The sequence below is a fragment of the Trichococcus sp. genome, assembly GCF_049684335.1.
GTDB lineage: Bacteria > Bacillota > Bacilli > Lactobacillales > Aerococcaceae > Trichococcus.
Window position 1 is genome coordinate 48036 of sequence record NZ_JBAVFV010000020.1, and the last position, 17759, is coordinate 65794.

The window sequence follows — 17759 nt, forward strand, 5'->3', positions numbered from 1 at the left end:
GGAGTAATTGATAAAAACAAAGCAAAAAACACCTCGAATATAATGAACAAGCCCGCTCGTGTGCTTATTCATTATATTCGAGTTATTGTTGATTTAATCGTCTATTTTGCCGAGTGGTGACTTCTATGTCACTAGTGGAAATTTTGGCCGGTATATCAAAATGTCGGTAGCTTACTCCCACATATTCCGCTGTCTCCGTAAGTTTTTCTTGAAAATAGCCATTATTTTTAATTTGAAGAATGTATTTTGCTAATCTATTTTTGAGTTCATAATCTTGCATAGCTGTGTAATGATCTGTTCTTTCAAGCAATTTATCACCTGAATATTTTGATAAATGATGAAGAAAAAGCCTCCCGATACGCTTAGCGTGCTGAGAGGCATTCTTCATTTAATTGTTCATTTTGAATCTAAACTTAGCATCTGCTGAAATCCCATAAAAAAGAATGATAGTGCTTGAAGCTACTTGCTTATTCCGCCTTTAAAGCTTTTTCTTTCGCTAAATAGAATGGTCGCAAATACGCAACTGTGTTGGATAAAGGCAGCACATCTACACTTAGGTTAATGTTCAATACATTTTTTAAATAGTTCCGTCTGACAGAAACACGTTCCCATAATTCCGGATAGGATTTTTGTATTTCATGCTGGAGGTTTTCGTCGGCTATAGCTACGCACTCTTCGGCACTCACCCCTGCATATCCAGGCACCGACGGAATGATATCAATTTGCAGAATCATACCACTTTTCAGTTTTTCAGAAGAATCTGCATAGATTGGGGATGCCATCCATTCTTCATCAGATGTCAGGTGCCCTGGATTCAGGTGCCAGTGATATTTATTTTTTGGAAAAACAGCTTCGATAATCTGGTACAATTCATTTCCGGCCATTCCAACTTTTATGTTTTCCAGCCAACTTACTACAGCTGCGAAATAAGGTTTTGCTACGGCTTCCAAATAATCTTTTTGATTTTCCGGAAGTTGCTCTGCTTGCTCAACCACAAACCCGGTTCGACTGGATAAACCACCTTTGAATCCAGTGGTCAAGGACATAGGATCGCCCAATTGAACTTCTTTGTGAGTGGGATATATATTGGCAAATTCAAAACGCTGTCCTGCCGCTGCAATCGTCACAACTGAATTATACTGTCCATCGGCGTTCAATAGATTTCCGATTTCTGTTTCTTTGCAGCCCGGTTCAATAGCATTCATGGCACGTAACATACAGCGCGATGATAGGTTAGCGCCATATTCATAATGCGCGATTTCGTTAGCGTTATTTGTGGTCCGGGCACCATTATCCCCAATCATCAAATACGCACCATTAACTAAATCGCATCCTGTTGGGATTGTATTTTTGAGGGCATCTACGATAAAGTACGGCACATCAAACAGTGTGGATGGATTGCTTTGTTTAGTCGTAAACATTTTCCAACCAATAACGCCGATCCGTTTCTTTTTTCCGATATCCAAACCAAGGAATATGGATTCGAGTGTTTTTTCATTCTCCATGGGCTGGTTAGGTAATGAGAATTGTGGGTAATGAATCAAATTTGCCGAAACACGTGAATGCGCACATAGCTTTAAATTCTCGTTGCCAAGAATCAAGGTAAACTTCTCTGGATTTTCGACAACTAACAGGCCCTCTTCAAAACGGGGAATAAAGCCGGTTAAATACTCAAAATTGCCGGCATGCTCTTTATCCGCGTAAATAACCAAAGCTTCAACGTTTTCTTCACTCATTCTCTGCAACAGTTTTTGTTTTCGTTCAGTAATCGTTTCAGCATTTAAAAAGGTTGGAGCGACACGCTCGAACACTTGCGGCTCGGGTATACATTCTAATGTAATTTTTCTGTTCAGCATACTATTCTCCTTTTTCATCTTTGATAATAGCTTCTATGCTACTTTTGATTCAACTTCCGCATTCCTGATGTTTTGATTGCCTTACAGGGCTGTAGGACCAAATTTTAATCGTTGATGGATATCCTTCTGTCTCTTCTGATGATCGCTACTTTTAGATTATGACTATTACTGCCTAACCTATGCACTAAGAAAAAGGGTTCTATAATCAATGGCACTACTCTGTAAGCCCGTCGGAAATTGTTTTGCTCTTTCAAATAATAGGATCTTTTTTCCTTATTTATTATTTTCATTCGATGCTTTTACAGTCGCCTCAACCATATCCCTTAGCATTTTTTTGGGGTCTTTTGCCTTCACTATACCACTGGTACATCCAACTCCATCTGCTTGCAGCAAAATTGTTCTATAGACATCATCTGCCGTGCTGATTCCAGCTGCTTGCATAACTAATACATTCGGATTAAGACTCTTAACAGCTTCGATTGTTTCTTTAACATAGCTCTCATCGCTTGTTTTACCGGTACCAATTAAATCTGAAGGTTCGCACAGAATAATATCGGGACTTAGCATCGTTATTGCCTTTGCCTCTGCAATGGAATCTGCGCATACTATTGTTATTATTTCAAGTTCAGCTGCGCGCTTAATTGCTTTAGCTAACTCATTCAGCGTCAAGGGTTTTTCAGCGTGATTTAGAAATACAGCACGTGCACCTGCTTCATAAAGTGATTCGGGTAACACATGACCCATTCCTTTATCCGGATAAATGCCATCTAAATGCTGAGCTGTCACAATAATATTTTTGGAATTTGATGAAACAGCTGCAATATCGGCGAAGGGCGCGGTTACAAAAATTGAAATAGGAAATTCTTCTGCTAATGTATCTGCTTCTCTGACTAGTTCCAATAAGTTTTCTCCAAACAAATAGGATTTGGGGTTAAAAACAAAGAATGGTGTGCGGATATTAGTTTTTGCCATGATTTTCTCCTTTCATTTAACAAATGCTTGGGTGTGAAATACGCTTGGGTTTAAGGGGCCATGAACTACGCCCTTACGTTTCTAATTATAGTACCCTGGATTATTAAACACCAATTCTAACTTCTATATAGTATATGTACTTGCTATTCTTCACTTGAGAACTTTGCTCTTCCAAATGGATATAGTCGATCTCCATCAAGGCCTGCAACAAAAAAAGGCCAAGACTGAAATCATTGTGTGATTTCGTCCTGGCCTATTTTAATTGGCTACTTATCTGTATAGGTTGCCATCGGATTTATGCTATTGCGCGAGCGAATTTAATTTACTCGCTTCTTTTTTTATTTCCCTGTACCAAATGTAGAAAACCGAACCCGTGTAGAGGTATTGCATAATAAATTGAAGTATTTCCGGTTTGGAGTACCATCCGAACAGGACGTACAAAGGCAAGCCAAGCAGTCCTTCTTTATGGTAGAAAATAGTCTCAGATAGATCAAAAGCCTTTATGAACAGCGGATTTTCACTGGATAACAGGTTCATTGAGCCAAGCGCAGATAGGCCTTCATGAATACCGTAACCAAGCAAAAAGCCGGCTTGCAGGATAAGATAGGCCAAGGTGATATTGAACAGAATCCTTAAGTTGACTCTCACCAGCGAATGATTGATCAGGACTGCCAAAACCAACGCCGCTGCGATACCTGTAAACAGCGCTGCGATGCCGTACTGTCCAGCAAAAGTGAAGATCGCAACCTCTACGCCCTCACGCGCCACCATTATGAAAGCAACGCTGGCAATTCCGAAGGCAGACAGATTTTGGCTGACACTGCTTTCCACAGTCGAGACCATGTTTCGGCCGTGCTTGATCATCCAGTAAATGAACGTAGTCACCAATGCCAATGCAACGAAACTTGCTCCACTTTCCCATAGTTTTGCCACTTGATCCATTTTGTCGATCGCTTTGGACAGGATGTAAAGAATGCCTCCAATGCCAAGAGAAGCAACAATGCCACCAATTGTCCCGTAGTAAACATATTTCCGTAAAGATTCATTTTTGCTTTTCCTCAGGTATTGAAGAATGATGCTGACGATTAGGAATGCTTCCAGGCCTTCCCTAAAACCCATGATAAACGCGGGTAGAAATGTATCCATATTAATTCTCCTTTAAATGTATTAGTCCAGACCGTATTATTTCTCGGCGTAATTGAGAACGATTCTCACTTACATCATTATGGATGCATCTGTTTAACTTGTCAATGAGAAAATTCTAATTTTCAAAGATAGCGTCATATCTGAGGCGTTGTCAGAAAAAATCAAAGAAGATGGGGCTGTATGGGAACTGAATTTATGCTGAAATAACCCGTCAAAACCACTTTGACGGGGAAAATAACTTCAAATCACAGTCAAAAAACCCGCCAAAACCACCTAGGCGGGGAAAAACGCCCGCGGACAGCACGAGTTTCCCCGCGAAAACCATTTTGACGGGGAATCTCACTATGAGCTCGACCCCCAGACAACCAGACAACGAAACAACAGAGAATGGGCGGTCTCATTCGTAGACAGCCCATTCTCTATTGCGTAACTTGCTAAGGCACTGATGAATCAAGGTAAACTCTGGATTCATCTGAAACAACCTCCGGCAAGTGTTGGCTTTTGTTTTCCTGATCAAAGTCTGTCGATTTGAAAAACATTGACTTTTCATATAATTAAATTATCCTATAAATATACCAAAAAAGTTTATAGAGATGGATGTGTTTTCACCAGGAGTGAATTGTATATTCAGGATGGCGAGGGAAAAATGCAAAATACAAAGAATCAGGCTCAACTATATGCTTTTGTTACAGTGCTACTGTGGGCATCGGCATTTGTTTTTACAAAAATCGCTCTGACTTACTACACATCAGAAGCGATAGGTGTTCTTCGTTATGTGATTGCTTCGCTATTGTTTATTGTGATCGGACTGTTTACAAAGATTGGACTTCCGGAAAAAAAGGACATCCCTAAATTCCTGCTGGCTGGCGTTTTAGGCTTTTCGCTATATATGATCACCTTCAACCAAGCATCCAAATCGCTGACAGCAGCAACGGGAAGTGTTGTCATCGCATCAGCACCTATCCTGACTGCTCTGTTCGCCCGGATCATTTTCAAAGAAAAAATCAGGTCCTTAGGCTGGATTGCGATTGCAGTGGAATTCAGCGGCATTCTGGTTTTGACATTATGGAACGGAATTATTTCTGTGAATGCAGGTATGTTATGGATGTTTGGCGCGGCTGTCTGCATCAGCGGCTATAATCTGCTGCAACGTTCTTTACTGAAAAAATATTCTCCTTTGCAATCAACAGCTTACAGTGTTTTTGCTGGAACGATATTTCTGCTGTGGTATTTACCGGATGCGGCAGTACAGTTCGGCAATGCCCCTCTTCAGCAATTATTGGTGATGGGTTTTATGGGTGTATTCCCAAGTGCGCTTGCATACATGTTGTGGGCAAAAGCACTGACGATTGCGCAAAAAACAAGCGATGTAACGAATTACATGTTTGTTACCCCCTTGTTGGCCGCTTTGATGGGTTTTCTCATAATGGGAGAAATCCCTACATTGGCGACATGTGTAGGCGGGTTTATGATATTTGCAGGCTTGTTGTTGTTCAAAAAATCAAATGCATGATTACTTGATAGCCGCGAAATTATTGAGAGCAGAAATGTTATGCAAAAAAGCACAGAAATTAATCTGTGCTTTTTTGCATAACATAACAAGTGGTTTTCATCATGCCACACTCGCGCCCTTACAAAGTGGTAACGATCGGTCCTTCTTTTGTGACAATAATCGTATGTTCGTATTGGGCAACCATGCTTTCTTCCGTAAAGAAGGTCCAGTCATCATCTTCAACTTGGAAAACTTCCTCTTCGAATGTTGAGATAAAAGGCTCAAAAGCAATGACCATGCCCTCTTTCAAAATTTCGTCATCCCAGCGCGAGTAATAATTGAAGATATGGTCTGGCGCTTCGTGGATTGCGCGTCCGACGCCGTGTCCGGTCAGGTTTTTGATGACCGTCAAGCCATGGCGTTTCGCCACGTTGTGCACCGCTTTTCCGAGGTTGCTTGTTTTCGCGCCCGGTTTAACCTTCGCAAGTCCCGCGTCGAATGCTTCTTTCGCAACATCACATAATTTCTGCAGAACGATATCGCCCTTCCCAACAACAAAGGAAATGCCAGTATCCGCAAAATAGCCGTTTTTGGAACCTGAAACATCGATATTCACAAGATCCCCTTCCTCAATGATCCGATCGCTCGGAATCCCGTGCGCCACTTCTTCGTTTACGCTGATGCACGTATACCCTGGGAAATTGTATTCGCCTTTTGGTGCAGATTGCGCTCCGGCTTCTTCGAAAAGCTCCTTCGCAATGTCATCAAGCTCTTTTGTGGTGATTCCAGGTTTCGTTGATTTCACCATTTCATCTCGGATCGCTCCGCAAATGCCGCCAATTTCTTTTAACCCGTTAAAATCTTCTTCTGTCTTTGCAATCATTTTGTATCCTCACTTCTTAAAGCTTTTTTAATTTCATTCCAGTTAGATTTTATCACAAATGGAATGGATTTTTCTGCAGCGACATAGCTTATTTATGGAATGTTATTTATTTCCCCGCATTCCCTTACTCTGCAACCTGAGGCAGTAGGCCCCCTGTATCACTCAGATTATATTCCGTCAGAGAGAAACTGGAAACCAAGGTGTAGACCTCCCCAGTCGGAGGCACCACAGTAGATTCGGAGTGGACAGCCGTCAGGAAACCTTCCTCGTTGATTTTATAGGTGATGGTGACACCTTGATAGTTGGTCTCCTCAATTTCCTGGAGAAGCGTTTCTATTCCCTCGATGACCTGCGCTTCTTCGTTGTCCTGTTTCAATTCGTCGATGTTCTGCTGGAGCTCTTCCACATTTTTCGCTTTTATCCTCTCGGCATAAGCGTCGTTCATGGTGAGTGTGTATTCCTTGCCGCCTTCTTTATCCTCAACCTTGCTATCCGCAATATCCGCTTCCACTATCTCATTCTCAAAGAGCGATCTCAAGAGGTCTTGCAAAGCAAAACCAGTTGATGAAACCTCCACCCATTGCGTTTCCGCTTGCCCGGGTACACTGATTTTCTGATACTGCTTTCCGCTGATTTGAGCCGTTTCCGTGGTATTCGTTTCATCGAAGGAAGTCTTCTGATACCAATCATAATCAGACTCCGTTTTTTTCACGAAGGCCCCTTCCGAGCTTTGGTCGAATGGCTCAGCTTCACTATCCATGGAGTAGAGCGTCTCAAAACGGGCATTGTCGAGTTCCGCATTCTTCTGAGCCGCATTCCCGATTGACTCCACGACACTCGTGGTGGAAGTGGAACCGCCACACCCACTCAATAGCAGCATACTTGAAAGGAAAAACATTGTTGTTACGATTGTCTTTTTCATCATTTCCCAACACCATCCTATCCGTTTGGAATATCTATTGTTGATAAAAATTAGATTCTTAGTTGGTTATTTTTTTTTGATTGGCCCAAATTTTTTCATAATCAGTTTTGAGCAGATGAATCCTATCGCCAAAGATCCGAGTAATAAGAGCAGAGAAGGAATCACCTTGTTGAGAGCCTCGCCATAGAAGTAATCGTGAAAGATTTGCATCCCTGCAAATACTATCAAGGCTGAAATGATACTGCCGACCACGTAATAGATAATCGTAGTCAAGGAGCTGTTCCTATGGTGTACTTGCTCATCGGGATTGTTCATGCTCCCTCCCAAATGCGTGAGGTTCGGGCTATCGAACTTGTTGCTTGCACCCTGGCCGATATTGACTCTGGAATAAATGGAACTGTCCACATTACTTTTGTCATCGTACTTTTTCTGATTGTCTCGCGTACTCATCCATCCACCTGCTTTCTTTCAAATACAAAAGTTCAGTTTTAGAGATCCGTTTGCTTCAAATTCATAAGACTATTGCGCACTTTGGAAATAAGGGCAGTCGTTACAAAGAGAATAACACCAACCTTGTTGAACAGCAGAAACACATGGAAAAACCGTAACCAGCATCGCCTACTCTCCCCTGAGAATCATTCCATGTATACATTGACAACATAAAAGCAACTGGAAGAGTTCCTCTAATCAATCCTTTTAAGAAAAGTTTCGTTTTGACATCCTTTCCCAAGTACCGCTTGATTCAATTTACTACTATAAAAAATATTGGAATCCAAAATAGTGTAGTTATGATAATGGCACCAATTAACGCTACCAAAACTAGACGTGTTTGTTGCACATTTTGTGTTGCTTTGACTTTTTTATAAAGGAAAAAGACTCCTGGTTGGTTAGTGACTGACATAATGGTTCATCCCCTGTTTTATAATTTTAGACCCCGAATACTCCGTGCCTCTATTTCATCGTTAGGTATCCCTACGCTATCTATTATCTCATTGATAATTAATTTTTCAAATTAACCAACTTTATCCATCCGATTCCTTTATGATTGCGGAATATTATTGATTCTTCTTAATTTCCCATACTTGGTGCAATAGCTTTCATTGTTCCAGTAGTGTTGATGCTCAACCTCAAGCAGCATCAACCACGAAATAGAATTATAAAAGGAATCGATATCTCATTCCAACCTTACCAATACCCCTCATTTTTTCCTCGACCATTCTTCCAATTTCCGCGAACTATTAATCACCTATAATTATATATCAAAAAATTGTAATTTATGCCAATAAAAATATACAAGTTTGCTTTTCAGCCTGTATTTTATCATTTTTCCCAAATATCTTTCCTTGTTCGCTTTACAAACGCAAACATACGTTCGTATAATAAGGACATAGAGATTGGAGACGGTTTTTATGTATGAAACGGAATTGGTTTTTGATTATGCGAAGGAGCCCAGTCGTGACATCCTCTGCATCGACTGCAAATCCTTCTATGCGAGCGTGGAATGCGTGCGGCGCGGGCTGCATCCGCTCGAAACAAAATTGGTGGTCATGAGCTATCCCTCAGCCGATCCGAAAGAACGCGGCAGCGGCCTGATTCTGGCCTCCTCTCCCGCTGCCAAAAAGGCTTACGGGATATCGAACATCAGTCGGGCCAGAGACTTGCCCTTCCCCTATCCGCCGGGGTTGGTGATTGCGGCGCCGCAAATGCGGCTGTACATGCAGAAAAATACTGAAATCAACAACATCTACAAGAAGTATGCGGATGAAGATAATCACCACGTCTATTCAGTTGACGAAAGTTTTGTCGATATCACCGGTGCCCAGAAACTTTTCGGGAAAAACTCGGCTTACGAAATGGCCAAACTCATCCAGGCGGACGTATTGCAGACGACCGGCATCTACACGACGATCGGCATCGGCGATAACCCGCTGTTGGCTAAGTTGGCACTCGATAACGCGGCCAAGCACCAACCGGACATGATCGCGGAATGGCGTTATCCGGATATCCCCGAAACCGTTTGGAAAATCCCCGACATGACCGATTTTTGGGGCATCGGCAAACGGACCCAACTGCGGCTCAACCAGTTGGGCATCTCCTCGATCTATGACTTGGCGCACACCAATTACTATTACTTGAAGAGCCAGCTAGGCGTCATGGGCGCGCAACTTTACGCCCACAGTTGGGGCATCGACCGCAGCTTTCTGGGGGAAAAAGTCAAAGTCAGCTCCAAATCCATCGGCAATTCACAGGTGCTCAACAAGGATTATGTGGTGCGCTCGGAAATAGAAATCGTCCTGATCGAAATGGCCGACCAAGTGGCGACGCGCTTGCGTAAATCCGGAGCCAAGACCCAGCTTGTGAGTCTGAGCATCGGCTACAGTATCAACTACATCGATCAGCTGGGCAGGACCGGCTTCCATCAGCAAATGAAAATCCCGCCCACCAATGCCTCGAGTGAGTTCGTGGCCCATATCCTGATGATTTTTGACCAACACTACAAAGACCAATCAGTCCGGAATGTCGGCGTTGGCGCCGGAAATCTGATCTACACGGATTTTCTGCAGCTGGACCTGTTTCAGAAGCCTGACGAACAAGTAAACGAGCAAAAAAAGGATCTGATTGTCGATTCGATCCGTAAAAAATACGGATTCCGCTCACTGGTGCGTGCCGTCAGCCTGTTGGAAGGTGGCCGCGCAATCGCACGCAGCTCGTTGGTGGGTGGACACGCGGGCGGTATGGCCGGATTGGAGGAAGGGGAAGAGCATGCTGAGAGAACCAAGAAAACGGACGGATAAAGTATTTGAGGACTACAACGACTACCATGACCGCGGCATGATCAAATGGGTAACGGCCTACGCGATGGATGAACTGGTGAAGTCCATCTCTGCAGGAAAAGAGGAAGCCATGAAGAACATCCCGATCCTCACTCAGCTGAGCCCTGCCGAAATCGATGAAACCTTGGCGGTAGCCTTGAAAAAAAATCGCCGCGTATCGGTCCAACTGAACCAAAAGGACCGCTTCGGACGCCAAACAGAGTCCATTGAAGGCTTTTTCAAGGGTCTTTGCGGAGACGATGAAATCCTGATCGGCGAAGCATGGGTTCCGCTCGACCGCATCCGGAATGTGCATATTCTTTACCAGGATAAATGGTCCAGCGTAAAGGTGTTCAAGCAGTAGCCATACTGAGCCAAAAGGAAAGCGGCACGCGACCGGCATTGACAGTGCGATTGTTGTTTTTTTTGATGCAAAGGCTTATACTCAAATAAAAAGAGAACGCTTTCTTTTCTCTTGCTAAGGGGGACATCATCATGACTTATATTATCCAAGCCCATGTCGGATCCATTGAGGAATGCAAGCGGGCGGTTGAGGAACTGCATAAAAAAGGCTATACGAAGGAACGAATCACCTTGGTGACGAATAATGCCAGCCAAGAAGCCATATTGGAGAATTGGGACCTTCGCGGTGCGGACGGTGCGATTATCTCGAGCCATTCATTGCTGGAAAAGGTCAATGACCTGTTCAACCTGAAACAATACGAAGCTTTCCAGAAAAAGACCGGGACTTTCCCCGACGGCATGGACTTTCTTGCAGACCGCATCGCTGCCATCGAAAACGGCAGCATCGCCATCATCACAAAGGAAGCGGACGAATAACAATTTCCGATCCATCAAGCAGTTCTATAAAACCATGAAATAAGAAAGGATTGAGACTGTATGTCAAAATTTGTGGCAGGTTCGTACGCAACCGTTGAAGCTGTGGAAACAGCCGTCAAAGGCTTGCTCGAGAAAGGACACAAGGAAACGGATCTCCTGTTGGTGACCAACTCACCGGATAAAAAAGAGCGGTTGGCTAAAGAGACCGGTATTGAAGTCATTACCGAAACAGGGCACGATGAGAATGCCGGCTGGAAGGAACTCGCCCCGATCTACCCATCCTTCGATGAGGAAGCTCTCTACGAACCCTCCCCTCAGCATCCTTATCCGCAGTTGTCACCGGAACAGGAAGAAGAGCAGGAACGCAAGATGCAAGGATACTTCTCCGAATTGGAGGAAGGGAATATTTTGATCATCGTTGACGGTGCGGAACAGCAGCATCCAGTTTAGCGAGAGAAAATAAAGTCGAAGCAAAAAAGAAGCAGGCAAACCGTCAAAACGGTTTTTCCTGCTTCTTTATTTAAGTTATATTAACTTATAGCACATGGCGATACCTACTTATAGCTGCTTCCTTCCGGATCTGACTCAATTCATAAGATCGCCATTGCGATAAGGCCTTTCGGCATTTCTTATCATACCATAGCCAAAAAGAAAAAGCTAGCCTTTGTTTTCTTCCTGCATATGTTCGCGGAGATGCTTCCGGCTGTTTTCCTTCCGTTCTTTGCGCAGCGCCCGGAAAAAATCCTGCAGCAGCGCCCGGCATTCTTCCTCCAGAACACCCTTCTCGACCTCGCTCTGATGGTTAAAGCGTTCATCCTGGAGCAGATTCATCAAGGTGCCCGCCGTCCCGCCTTTCAGGTCGGATGCGCCATAATAGACTTTTTTGATCCGTGACAACAGGATGGCCCCGCAGCACATCGGACACGGCTCCAATGTCACATAGATCTCCGCTTCCTCTAGCCGCCAATTCTTCTTGAACGCATTGGCTTGCTTGATCGCCGTCATTTCCGCATGCGTCGTCGCATCATTCGTCGCTTCGCGCTCATTATGCCCACGCCCGATGATTTCGCCCTTCCAGACGACCACCGCCCCGATCGGCACTTCCCCTATGGCTGCAGCCTTTTCCGCCTCCTTGATGGCTTCCCGCATATACTGTTCCTTCAAATCATCCATCTTCCAATACCTCGTCCCTTTTGATTCACTAATCATAGCATATTTCATATTTTTTTAGCAAATTAATGATAATAATGCTAAAATGAATGAAAAGAGAGTGCGACGAAAAGCGTTTAGACTCGAATCACTGGAGCGAATAAGCGGAGGATGGTCACAGACCATCTGAGCATTATTCGTGAAGTAACGTCGAGTCTGCTTTTTAGAACACGTTTACATTCCAAATCCAACAGCCTATAAATGAGGTGAAAATTTGAATCAAAACGACCTTCAACAACTATTTCCTGAAGCCAAGATAACGACCGCGGCCAATCTCGGGCCAGCTTACTTCACGCTGCCTTTCCAGAACAAATGGCTGCATATCCCTGAACACACGCTGAGCGGACGTGAAAAGGCACTTTTGAAGCAGTTGCTGCTCAACGAGGCCAAGACGACGTCCGAAATCCCGAAGAATCCTTGGGCCCAGTTTCTGTTGGGTCAGACGACCGAAATTCCGACCGGACTAGCGCAGACCCAACTGCTCCAATTCAGCCTCTCCTATCGGGAAGAGGACGCCGGGTCTTTCGATCAGACCCTGTGGCTTGATTCTTTCAGCCAAACGCTGCCGCTTGTCCGCGAATGCTTCTTTTTGAATGGCAAAAGCGGTGTCTTCATTCTCGACAGCCCGGAACCCTACTGTATCGATGAAGAATTGGCGGCAGTGCTGGATATTCTGGATGACGACTTCAGCCTACGAACCGACTTGTATCTGGGACAGCGCTGGCCTGTCGATTCCCGCTTACCGCTCCTTTTCGAGGAAGAAAGGAAAATATTTTCGGCCAGTCGTACAATTTCCAAAGGCAACAAGATCATAACGCTTGCCGCAATCGCACTTCCTTATTTCATCTCGGAATCAGGAACCCAAAATCCGGTACTGCAAGCCTTGCAGGCCACGATCAGCTCCATCGACGGCACACATGAACTGATCACGGCCATGTGGCAGAATCAAGGAAACCTGTCGAAAGCGGCAGCCGATCTTTATCTGCACCGCAACACGCTCCAGTACCGAATCGATCGCTTTTTTGATGCGACCGGCTTGGCATTGAAGAGCATGGACGACCTGGCCTTGGCTTATCTCGCCATCACGGTGCTGCCGGCGCCCCACAACAACTAAAATGCGGCTGTCCCAAATTGGGATGGCCGTTTTCTCTTTTTAAAGCGCGTTACTTATAGAAAAAAGTGTCGACTGGCCTACCATGGGGAACAGAATAGGATACTGGTGTTCCGGTTGTCCGATTCTTCCTGTTTATCGGCCAAACAGCAGCTTACACGCCAAAAAAAACAAGGATTATCTGCAAATGAGACAATCCTTGTTTCAACATTATTATTTATGCAATCTGTCGCCTACGTTGTCTTTTACATCGCCGGCTTTTTCCTTTAAATCAGAGAACAGGTCCATTGCTGATTCTTTCCAATCGCCTGCTCTGTCCACCACACGCAAGAATGCATCGATTTCATCATCAGTCAAATCCTCGATTGCCTTTAAAAATTTTTGGCTGCCTTTCAGATGGTCCTTCACGAAGCTCTTCATACGTTGACGGTTCAAATAGGAGCCAATTTTGTCCACTGCTTCTTCCTCATATGCCAAGGCTGCCGCAATTGCCGCAATCGCTGCTGTAGCACCCAAACCGATCAACAATGCCTTTTTAGAATTCTTCATTTTATTTGTTCCCTCCTCTAACTTCCGTAACTATATTTTAACATAAACGGAAGCGATAACCGAACAATAACCCTGTCTGCCAAATGAGGACCTGCTGCTCTTAAGAATTTACCGGCACTTTTTTGTCTTTGTTTTCTTGCTTAGCGGGCTTCACAGCGATCCGGATGCTGCCTTTTTGGGCGCCGATCGTAACGGTATCTCCGAATTTGATCAAGCCGCTCAGCATTTCTTCACTCAATTTGTCTTCGATCTCTTTTTGGATCGCGCGTCTGATCGGGCGTGCGCCGTACTCCGGATCGAAACCGGCTTTAGCGATGACATCAATGGCTGCAGGCGTGATGCGCACATGGATATCGAGATCTTTCAAACGTTTCACGATGCCGTTTGCCATCAATTTGACGATTTCATGCAACTCGTCTTTCTCCAATGAATGGAAGACGATTGTTTCATCGATACGGTTCAGGAACTCCGGACGGAAACTGTTCTTCAGCTCTTCGCGGATGCGTTTCTCCATCGCTTTATAATCATGCTTGAGATCCTTCGCCGCGAATCCGACAGATTTTTCATCACGCAAAGCCGTTGCACCCAAGTTGGAAGTCATGATTAAGATCGTGTTGCGGAAATCAACCTTACGCCCTTTGGAATCGGTCAGATGACCGTCATCCAGTACTTGCAGGAGAATATTGAAGACATCCGGATGAGCTTTTTCAATCTCATCAAAAAGAATGACCGAATAAGGCTTTTGTCTGATTTTCTCCGTCAACTGACCGCCTTCATCATAGCCGACATAGCCGGGAGGAGAGCCGATCAGACGACTCGTACTGTATTTTTCCATGTACTCGGACATATCCAAGCGAACCAAGGCATCCTCTGTCCCAAACATTGCTTCAGCCAGTGTTTTCACCAATTCTGTTTTCCCGACACCGGTAGGCCCTAGGAAAAGGAACGAACCAATCGGACGGTTCGGGTCCTTCAACCCGGAACGTGCACGTCTGATTGCACGGGACACCGCGCTTACCGCCTCGGATTGGCCGATGACACGTTCGTGCAGCACTTTTTCCAGCCTCATCAAACGATCGCTTTCCTTCTGCTCCATCTGGTTGACAGGGATTCCGGTCCACAAAGCCACCACTTCGGCTACGTCGTTTTCAGTCACCTTCAGATCGTAGTGAGTTATTGTTTGGGCTTGTTGTTCCACCATTTTTTGGAATTTCTGCTTCTTCGCCATTTCGCGTTTGCGGATGCGGGCAGCTTTATCAAAGTCCTGATTCAGGATAGCTTCTTCTTTATCTTTCGACAACTTCGCGATTTCCAATTCGATTTTCCCGATTGGCGTATCCCCGTGTGTGACATCCAAACGGACTTTTGCCGCGGATTCATCAATCAGATCGATCGCCTTGTCGGGCAATCTTCTGGAAGTGATATAGCGCACGGATAACTGGACAGCTGCTTTCAAAGCCTCATCAGTGATTTCTACGCCATGGTGCTCCTCATAACGGGAACGCAAGCCACGCATGATCTCAACCGATTCCTCCGGTGTGGGCTCATCGATATGGATTGGTGCGAAACGTCTTTCCAACGCTGCATCTTTTTCGATATATTTTTGGTATTCATCAAGCGTGGTGGCACCGATTGTCTGTAGTTCGCCCCTTGCCAATGCCGGTTTCAGGATATTGGAGGCATCGATTGCCCCTTCCGCCCCGCCTGCACCAATCAAGGTGTGCAACTCATCGATAAAGAGAATGACATTGCCGTCATTGTAGATTTCATCGATGATTTTTTTCATTCTTTCCTCGAATTCACCGCGGTATTTCGTACCTGCCACCAATGAACCCATATCCAACATCATGATGCGCTTGTTCGCCAACGTATCCGGAACATCCCCGGCCACAATTTTCTGTGCCAAACCTTCTACGATGGCGGTCTTGCCTACTCCTGGTTCCCCTACCAAAACAGGATTATTCTTCGTTCTGCGGGAAACGATCTGCATGATGCGGCGGACTTCCTTGTCGCGTCCTACAATCGGATCCATCCGGTTTTCCCGTGCCAATTCCGTCAGATTGCGGGCCAAGGAATCCAAAGTCGGTGTTCCCTCTTCCACTTTCTCCGTCTTTTTGGCTGAACGCATATCCGGCTTAGTCGGCTGTTTGATGCCCAGTTTCTCATAGAGAGACTTGCGCAGCAGATTCGGATCGATCTGCAGATTTTTGATGATTTTGACTGCCAAAATTTCTTCTTTCAATAAACCCAACAAAAGGTGCTCGGTTCCTACCAATGGAACCCCCAATTTGTGCGCTTCATTTGTCGCATACATAATGACTTTTTTAGCCCGAGGAGAAAATGGCAACGGCGCATTGAAGTCGTCCGTGTTCATTTGGCCGAAACCGGTCAGATGGACAATCTCTTCGCGGACTCCTTCCTCATCAATATCATATCCGCGTAACACTTTTCCGGCAATGCCTTCTTGTTCTCGTACTAGTCCGAGAAGCATATGCTCCGTTCCGATGGATTGATGCTTAAATTTGTGCGCTTCTTCTGTTGCCAACATCAATACTTGGCTGGCTTTTTCTGTAAATAATTCATCCATTTTTAACGCCTCCTCTACGGGCTCATCTATTCAAAGCGCAAGCTGTTCAAGAAATTACGCAACAGCAGGGCTCGTATTCTTTCTTCGTGTTCGCCTGTGTATGGGGCAAGTGACTTATCCAATACCGACAACATCAGGTTTCCTTCGCGTTTCGTGATGATACCGCGACTGTATAGATTTTGGGTTACCGCAAACGCATCTTTCTGGGTGATGCTTTCGCCTACTATCGCGATCAGCTTATCCAACAATTCCGCTTGATCCAGGATTTTCACCTTCATGATGCGTATATAGCCACCCCCGCCGCGTTTGCTTTCGACTGAGTAGCCTTGCTGTTCCGTAAAACGGGTATTGATGACATAGTTGATTTGTGAGGGTACACAATGAAAACGATCTGCCATTTCATTCCTTCTGATTTCAATCTGCTCTTCTGCATTCAGAATCTTTTTGATATACGCTTCGATGATATCCGACATGTTCTGACTCTGCATGGAATGGACGCCTCCCTTCCCCTGACTAATTTTGACTATTATATATTTATATTATGCTATTCCTACATAACTGTCAAATAGAAAGGGCTATCCGAGGGCGTTTGCAGCAAACTAGTCAAGAAAGTTGATAACCCATCCACACTACTGCCTACTGCCTCTACAACAGCGTATTCCCTCAACATTTCCAACAGAATTATCGAGAATGTTCCTCATTATATACTGAAAGAGAAAAAACGGCAATATATCCCGATAAACAAAATAGACACAGAAACCATCGGAATGATTTCTGCGTCTATCTTTATTTATCGGGAAGACAGGATTCGAACCTGCGACCCCTTGGTCCCAAACCAAGTGCTCTACCAAGCTGAGCTACTTCCCGGTAATAATTATGTGAAAATGCACCCAACAGGAGTCGAACCTGTAACCGCTTGATTCGTAGTCAAGTACTCTATCCAATTGAGCTATGGGTGCGTAAGTGCCGAGAATCGGAATCGAACCGATACGGTGATCACTCACCGCAGGATTTTAAGTCCTGTGCGTCTGCCAGTTCCGCCACCCCGGCTAAACAATAGCCATTAAAATAAAAAAAAAGCGGAAGACGGGGTTCGAACCCGCGACCCCCACCTTGGCAAGGTGATGTTCTACCACTGAACTACTTCCGCATTTTTGGATGCCGGCTAAAGGATTCGAACCCTCGACCCTCTGATTACAAATCAGATGCTCTACCAACTGAGCTAAGCCGGCTTGATAAAAAGTGCGGGTGAAGGGACTTGAACCCCCACGCCTTGCGGCGCTAGATCCTAAATCTAGTGCGTCTGCCAATTCCGCCACACCCGCAAATGAGTTATGCAGGGCTCGAACCTGCGACCCTCTGATTAAAAGTCAGATGCT

17 protein-coding genes, 6 tRNA genes and 1 other RNA gene are annotated in these 17759 nt (G+C 44.9%); 6 read left to right on the forward strand and 18 right to left on the reverse strand.

Features of this window, described 5'->3' with window-relative positions:
• Positions 1 to 82 precede the first annotated feature (82 nt).
• The 4 genes from WBM30_RS04635 to WBM30_RS04650 all read right to left on the reverse strand — a co-directional run bounded on the left by WBM30_RS04635 (position 83) and on the right by WBM30_RS04650 (position 3974).
• Positions 83 to 388: a hypothetical protein gene (locus WBM30_RS04635; protein WP_424899600.1), complete on the reverse strand. Its 306-nt coding sequence runs from the start codon at positions 386 to 388 to the stop codon at positions 83 to 85.
• A gap of 79 nt (positions 389 to 467) precedes the next feature.
• A complete protein-coding gene (locus WBM30_RS04640; protein ID WP_424899616.1) occupies positions 468 to 1853 on the reverse strand; it encodes a M24 family metallopeptidase in 1386 nt (461 codons plus the stop codon).
• A 276-nt stretch (positions 1854 to 2129) separates the two neighbouring features.
• Complete coding sequence (locus WBM30_RS04645) at positions 2130 to 2828, reverse strand: triose-phosphate isomerase (protein ID WP_424899601.1); 699 nt, start codon at positions 2826 to 2828, stop codon at positions 2130 to 2132.
• Between the two features lie 300 nt (positions 2829 to 3128).
• On the reverse strand, positions 3129 to 3974 hold the full coding sequence (locus WBM30_RS04650) for an FTR1 family iron permease (protein WP_424899602.1): 846 nt from the start codon (positions 3972 to 3974) through the stop codon (positions 3129 to 3131).
• Between the two features lie 646 nt (positions 3975 to 4620).
• Between WBM30_RS04650 and WBM30_RS04655 the strand changes: the two genes are divergently transcribed.
• Positions 4621 to 5487: a DMT family transporter gene (locus WBM30_RS04655; protein ID WP_424899603.1), complete on the forward strand. Its 867-nt coding sequence runs from the start codon at positions 4621 to 4623 to the stop codon at positions 5485 to 5487.
• A gap of 118 nt (positions 5488 to 5605) precedes the next feature.
• Here WBM30_RS04655 and map read toward each other — a convergent pair whose 3' ends face one another.
• The 3 genes from map to WBM30_RS04670 all read right to left on the reverse strand — a co-directional run bounded on the left by map (position 5606) and on the right by WBM30_RS04670 (position 7721).
• Positions 5606 to 6349: a type I methionyl aminopeptidase gene (gene map, locus WBM30_RS04660; protein ID WP_424899604.1), complete on the reverse strand. Its 744-nt coding sequence runs from the start codon at positions 6347 to 6349 to the stop codon at positions 5606 to 5608.
• A gap of 124 nt (positions 6350 to 6473) precedes the next feature.
• Entirely contained in the window at positions 6474 to 7274 is an 801-nt protein-coding gene (locus tag WBM30_RS04665) for a hypothetical protein (RefSeq protein ID WP_424899605.1), read from the reverse strand.
• 63 nt (positions 7275 to 7337) lie between these two features.
• Entirely contained in the window at positions 7338 to 7721 is a 384-nt protein-coding gene (locus WBM30_RS04670) for a hypothetical protein (protein WP_424899606.1), read from the reverse strand.
• A 959-nt stretch (positions 7722 to 8680) separates the two neighbouring features.
• On the opposite strand from WBM30_RS04670, the gene WBM30_RS04675 reads away from it, so the two are divergent.
• The 4 genes from WBM30_RS04675 (at position 8681) to WBM30_RS04690 (ending at position 11374) form a co-directional block, all read left to right on the forward strand.
• Positions 8681 to 10066 carry a Y-family DNA polymerase gene (locus WBM30_RS04675; protein ID WP_424899607.1) on the forward strand — a complete coding sequence of 462 codons (1386 nt, stop codon included), beginning with the start codon at positions 8681 to 8683 and terminating at the stop codon, positions 10064 to 10066.
• Positions 10035 to 10448, forward strand: coding sequence for a hypothetical protein (locus WBM30_RS04680; protein ID WP_424899608.1), 414 nt, complete (start codon positions 10035 to 10037; stop codon positions 10446 to 10448). The genes WBM30_RS04675 and WBM30_RS04680 overlap by 32 nt, the downstream gene beginning before the upstream one ends.
• 131 nt (positions 10449 to 10579) lie before the next feature.
• A complete protein-coding gene (locus WBM30_RS04685; protein WP_424899609.1) occupies positions 10580 to 10924 on the forward strand; it encodes a hypothetical protein in 345 nt (114 codons plus the stop codon).
• A 60-nt stretch (positions 10925 to 10984) separates the two neighbouring features.
• On the forward strand, positions 10985 to 11374 hold the full coding sequence (locus WBM30_RS04690) for a general stress protein (protein ID WP_424899610.1): 390 nt from the start codon (positions 10985 to 10987) through the stop codon (positions 11372 to 11374).
• Positions 11375 to 11453: 79 nt separating this feature from the next.
• Here the strand turns inward: WBM30_RS04690 and ffs are convergent.
• Both ffs and tadA read right to left on the reverse strand, forming a co-directional pair.
• Positions 11454 to 11540, reverse strand: an RNA gene (gene ffs, locus WBM30_RS04695) — signal recognition particle sRNA small type.
• A 41-nt stretch (positions 11541 to 11581) separates the two neighbouring features.
• Positions 11582 to 12097 (reverse strand): tRNA adenosine(34) deaminase TadA, encoded by a 516-nt coding sequence (tadA, locus tag WBM30_RS04700; protein WP_424899611.1) that lies wholly within the window; start codon positions 12095 to 12097, stop codon positions 11582 to 11584.
• 250 nt (positions 12098 to 12347) lie between these two features.
• Here tadA and WBM30_RS04705 point away from each other — a divergent pair, with 250 nt between their 5' ends.
• Positions 12348 to 13247 carry a helix-turn-helix domain-containing protein gene (locus WBM30_RS04705; protein WP_424899612.1) on the forward strand — a complete coding sequence of 300 codons (900 nt, stop codon included), beginning with the start codon at positions 12348 to 12350 and terminating at the stop codon, positions 13245 to 13247.
• Positions 13248 to 13457: 210 nt separating this feature from the next.
• Here WBM30_RS04705 and WBM30_RS04710 read toward each other — a convergent pair whose 3' ends face one another.
• From WBM30_RS04710 to WBM30_RS04750, 9 genes are all read right to left on the reverse strand, one after another.
• On the reverse strand, positions 13458 to 13793 hold the full coding sequence (locus WBM30_RS04710; RefSeq protein WP_424899613.1) for a hypothetical protein: 336 nt from the start codon (positions 13791 to 13793) through the stop codon (positions 13458 to 13460).
• A 100-nt stretch (positions 13794 to 13893) separates the two neighbouring features.
• Positions 13894 to 16380, reverse strand: a complete 2487-nt coding sequence (locus WBM30_RS04715) for an ATP-dependent Clp protease ATP-binding subunit (protein WP_424899614.1) — start codon at positions 16378 to 16380, stop codon at positions 13894 to 13896.
• Positions 16381 to 16406: 26 nt separating this feature from the next.
• Positions 16407 to 16868, reverse strand: coding sequence for a CtsR family transcriptional regulator (locus WBM30_RS04720; protein WP_086986510.1), 462 nt, complete (start codon positions 16866 to 16868; stop codon positions 16407 to 16409).
• A 305-nt stretch (positions 16869 to 17173) separates the two neighbouring features.
• Positions 17174 to 17247: transfer RNA gene (locus WBM30_RS04725), tRNA-Pro, on the reverse strand.
• Positions 17248 to 17265: 18 nt separating this feature from the next.
• Positions 17266 to 17339, reverse strand: a tRNA-Arg gene (locus tag WBM30_RS04730).
• Positions 17340 to 17344: 5 nt separating this feature from the next.
• Positions 17345 to 17430, reverse strand: a tRNA-Leu gene (locus WBM30_RS04735).
• A 28-nt stretch (positions 17431 to 17458) separates the two neighbouring features.
• A tRNA-Gly gene (locus tag WBM30_RS04740) sits at positions 17459 to 17530 on the reverse strand.
• A 9-nt stretch (positions 17531 to 17539) separates the two neighbouring features.
• Positions 17540 to 17612 (reverse strand) — tRNA-Thr (locus tag WBM30_RS04745).
• 11 nt (positions 17613 to 17623) lie between these two features.
• Positions 17624 to 17705: transfer RNA gene (locus WBM30_RS04750), tRNA-Leu, on the reverse strand.
• Positions 17706 to 17759: the final 54 nt, after the last annotated feature.

What these genes read in the sequence shown, in the direction of transcription:
- WBM30_RS04635 (WP_424899600.1), bottom strand. Translation starts at nt 388, where the DNA reads ATGAAGAATGCCTCTCAGCACGCTAAGCGTATCGGGAGGCTTTTTCTT.
- WBM30_RS04645 (WP_424899601.1), bottom strand. Translation starts at nt 2,828, where the DNA reads ATGGCAAAAACTAATATCCGCACACCATTCTTTGTTTTTAACCCCAAA.
- WBM30_RS04650 (WP_424899602.1), bottom strand. Translation starts at nt 3,974, where the DNA reads ATGGATACATTTCTACCCGCGTTTATCATGGGTTTTAGGGAAGGCCTG.
- WBM30_RS04655 (WP_424899603.1), top strand. Translation starts at nt 4,621, where the DNA reads ATGCAAAATACAAAGAATCAGGCTCAACTATATGCTTTTGTTACAGTG.
- map (WP_424899604.1), bottom strand. Translation starts at nt 6,349, where the DNA reads ATGATTGCAAAGACAGAAGAAGATTTTAACGGGTTAAAAGAAATTGGC.
- WBM30_RS04665 (WP_424899605.1), bottom strand. Translation starts at nt 7,274, where the DNA reads ATGATGAAAAAGACAATCGTAACAACAATGTTTTTCCTTTCAAGTATG.
- WBM30_RS04670 (WP_424899606.1), bottom strand. Translation starts at nt 7,721, where the DNA reads ATGAGTACGCGAGACAATCAGAAAAAGTACGATGACAAAAGTAATGTG.
- WBM30_RS04675 (WP_424899607.1), top strand. Translation starts at nt 8,681, where the DNA reads ATGTATGAAACGGAATTGGTTTTTGATTATGCGAAGGAGCCCAGTCGT.
- WBM30_RS04680 (WP_424899608.1), top strand. Translation starts at nt 10,035, where the DNA reads ATGCTGAGAGAACCAAGAAAACGGACGGATAAAGTATTTGAGGACTAC.
- WBM30_RS04685 (WP_424899609.1), top strand. Translation starts at nt 10,580, where the DNA reads ATGACTTATATTATCCAAGCCCATGTCGGATCCATTGAGGAATGCAAG.
- WBM30_RS04690 (WP_424899610.1), top strand. Translation starts at nt 10,985, where the DNA reads ATGTCAAAATTTGTGGCAGGTTCGTACGCAACCGTTGAAGCTGTGGAA.
- tadA (WP_424899611.1), bottom strand. Translation starts at nt 12,097, where the DNA reads ATGGATGATTTGAAGGAACAGTATATGCGGGAAGCCATCAAGGAGGCG.
- WBM30_RS04710 (WP_424899613.1), bottom strand. Translation starts at nt 13,793, where the DNA reads ATGAAGAATTCTAAAAAGGCATTGTTGATCGGTTTGGGTGCTACAGCA.
- WBM30_RS04715 (WP_424899614.1), bottom strand. Translation starts at nt 16,380, where the DNA reads ATGGATGAATTATTTACAGAAAAAGCCAGCCAAGTATTGATGTTGGCA.
- WBM30_RS04720 (WP_086986510.1), bottom strand. Translation starts at nt 16,868, where the DNA reads ATGCAGAGTCAGAACATGTCGGATATCATCGAAGCGTATATCAAAAAG.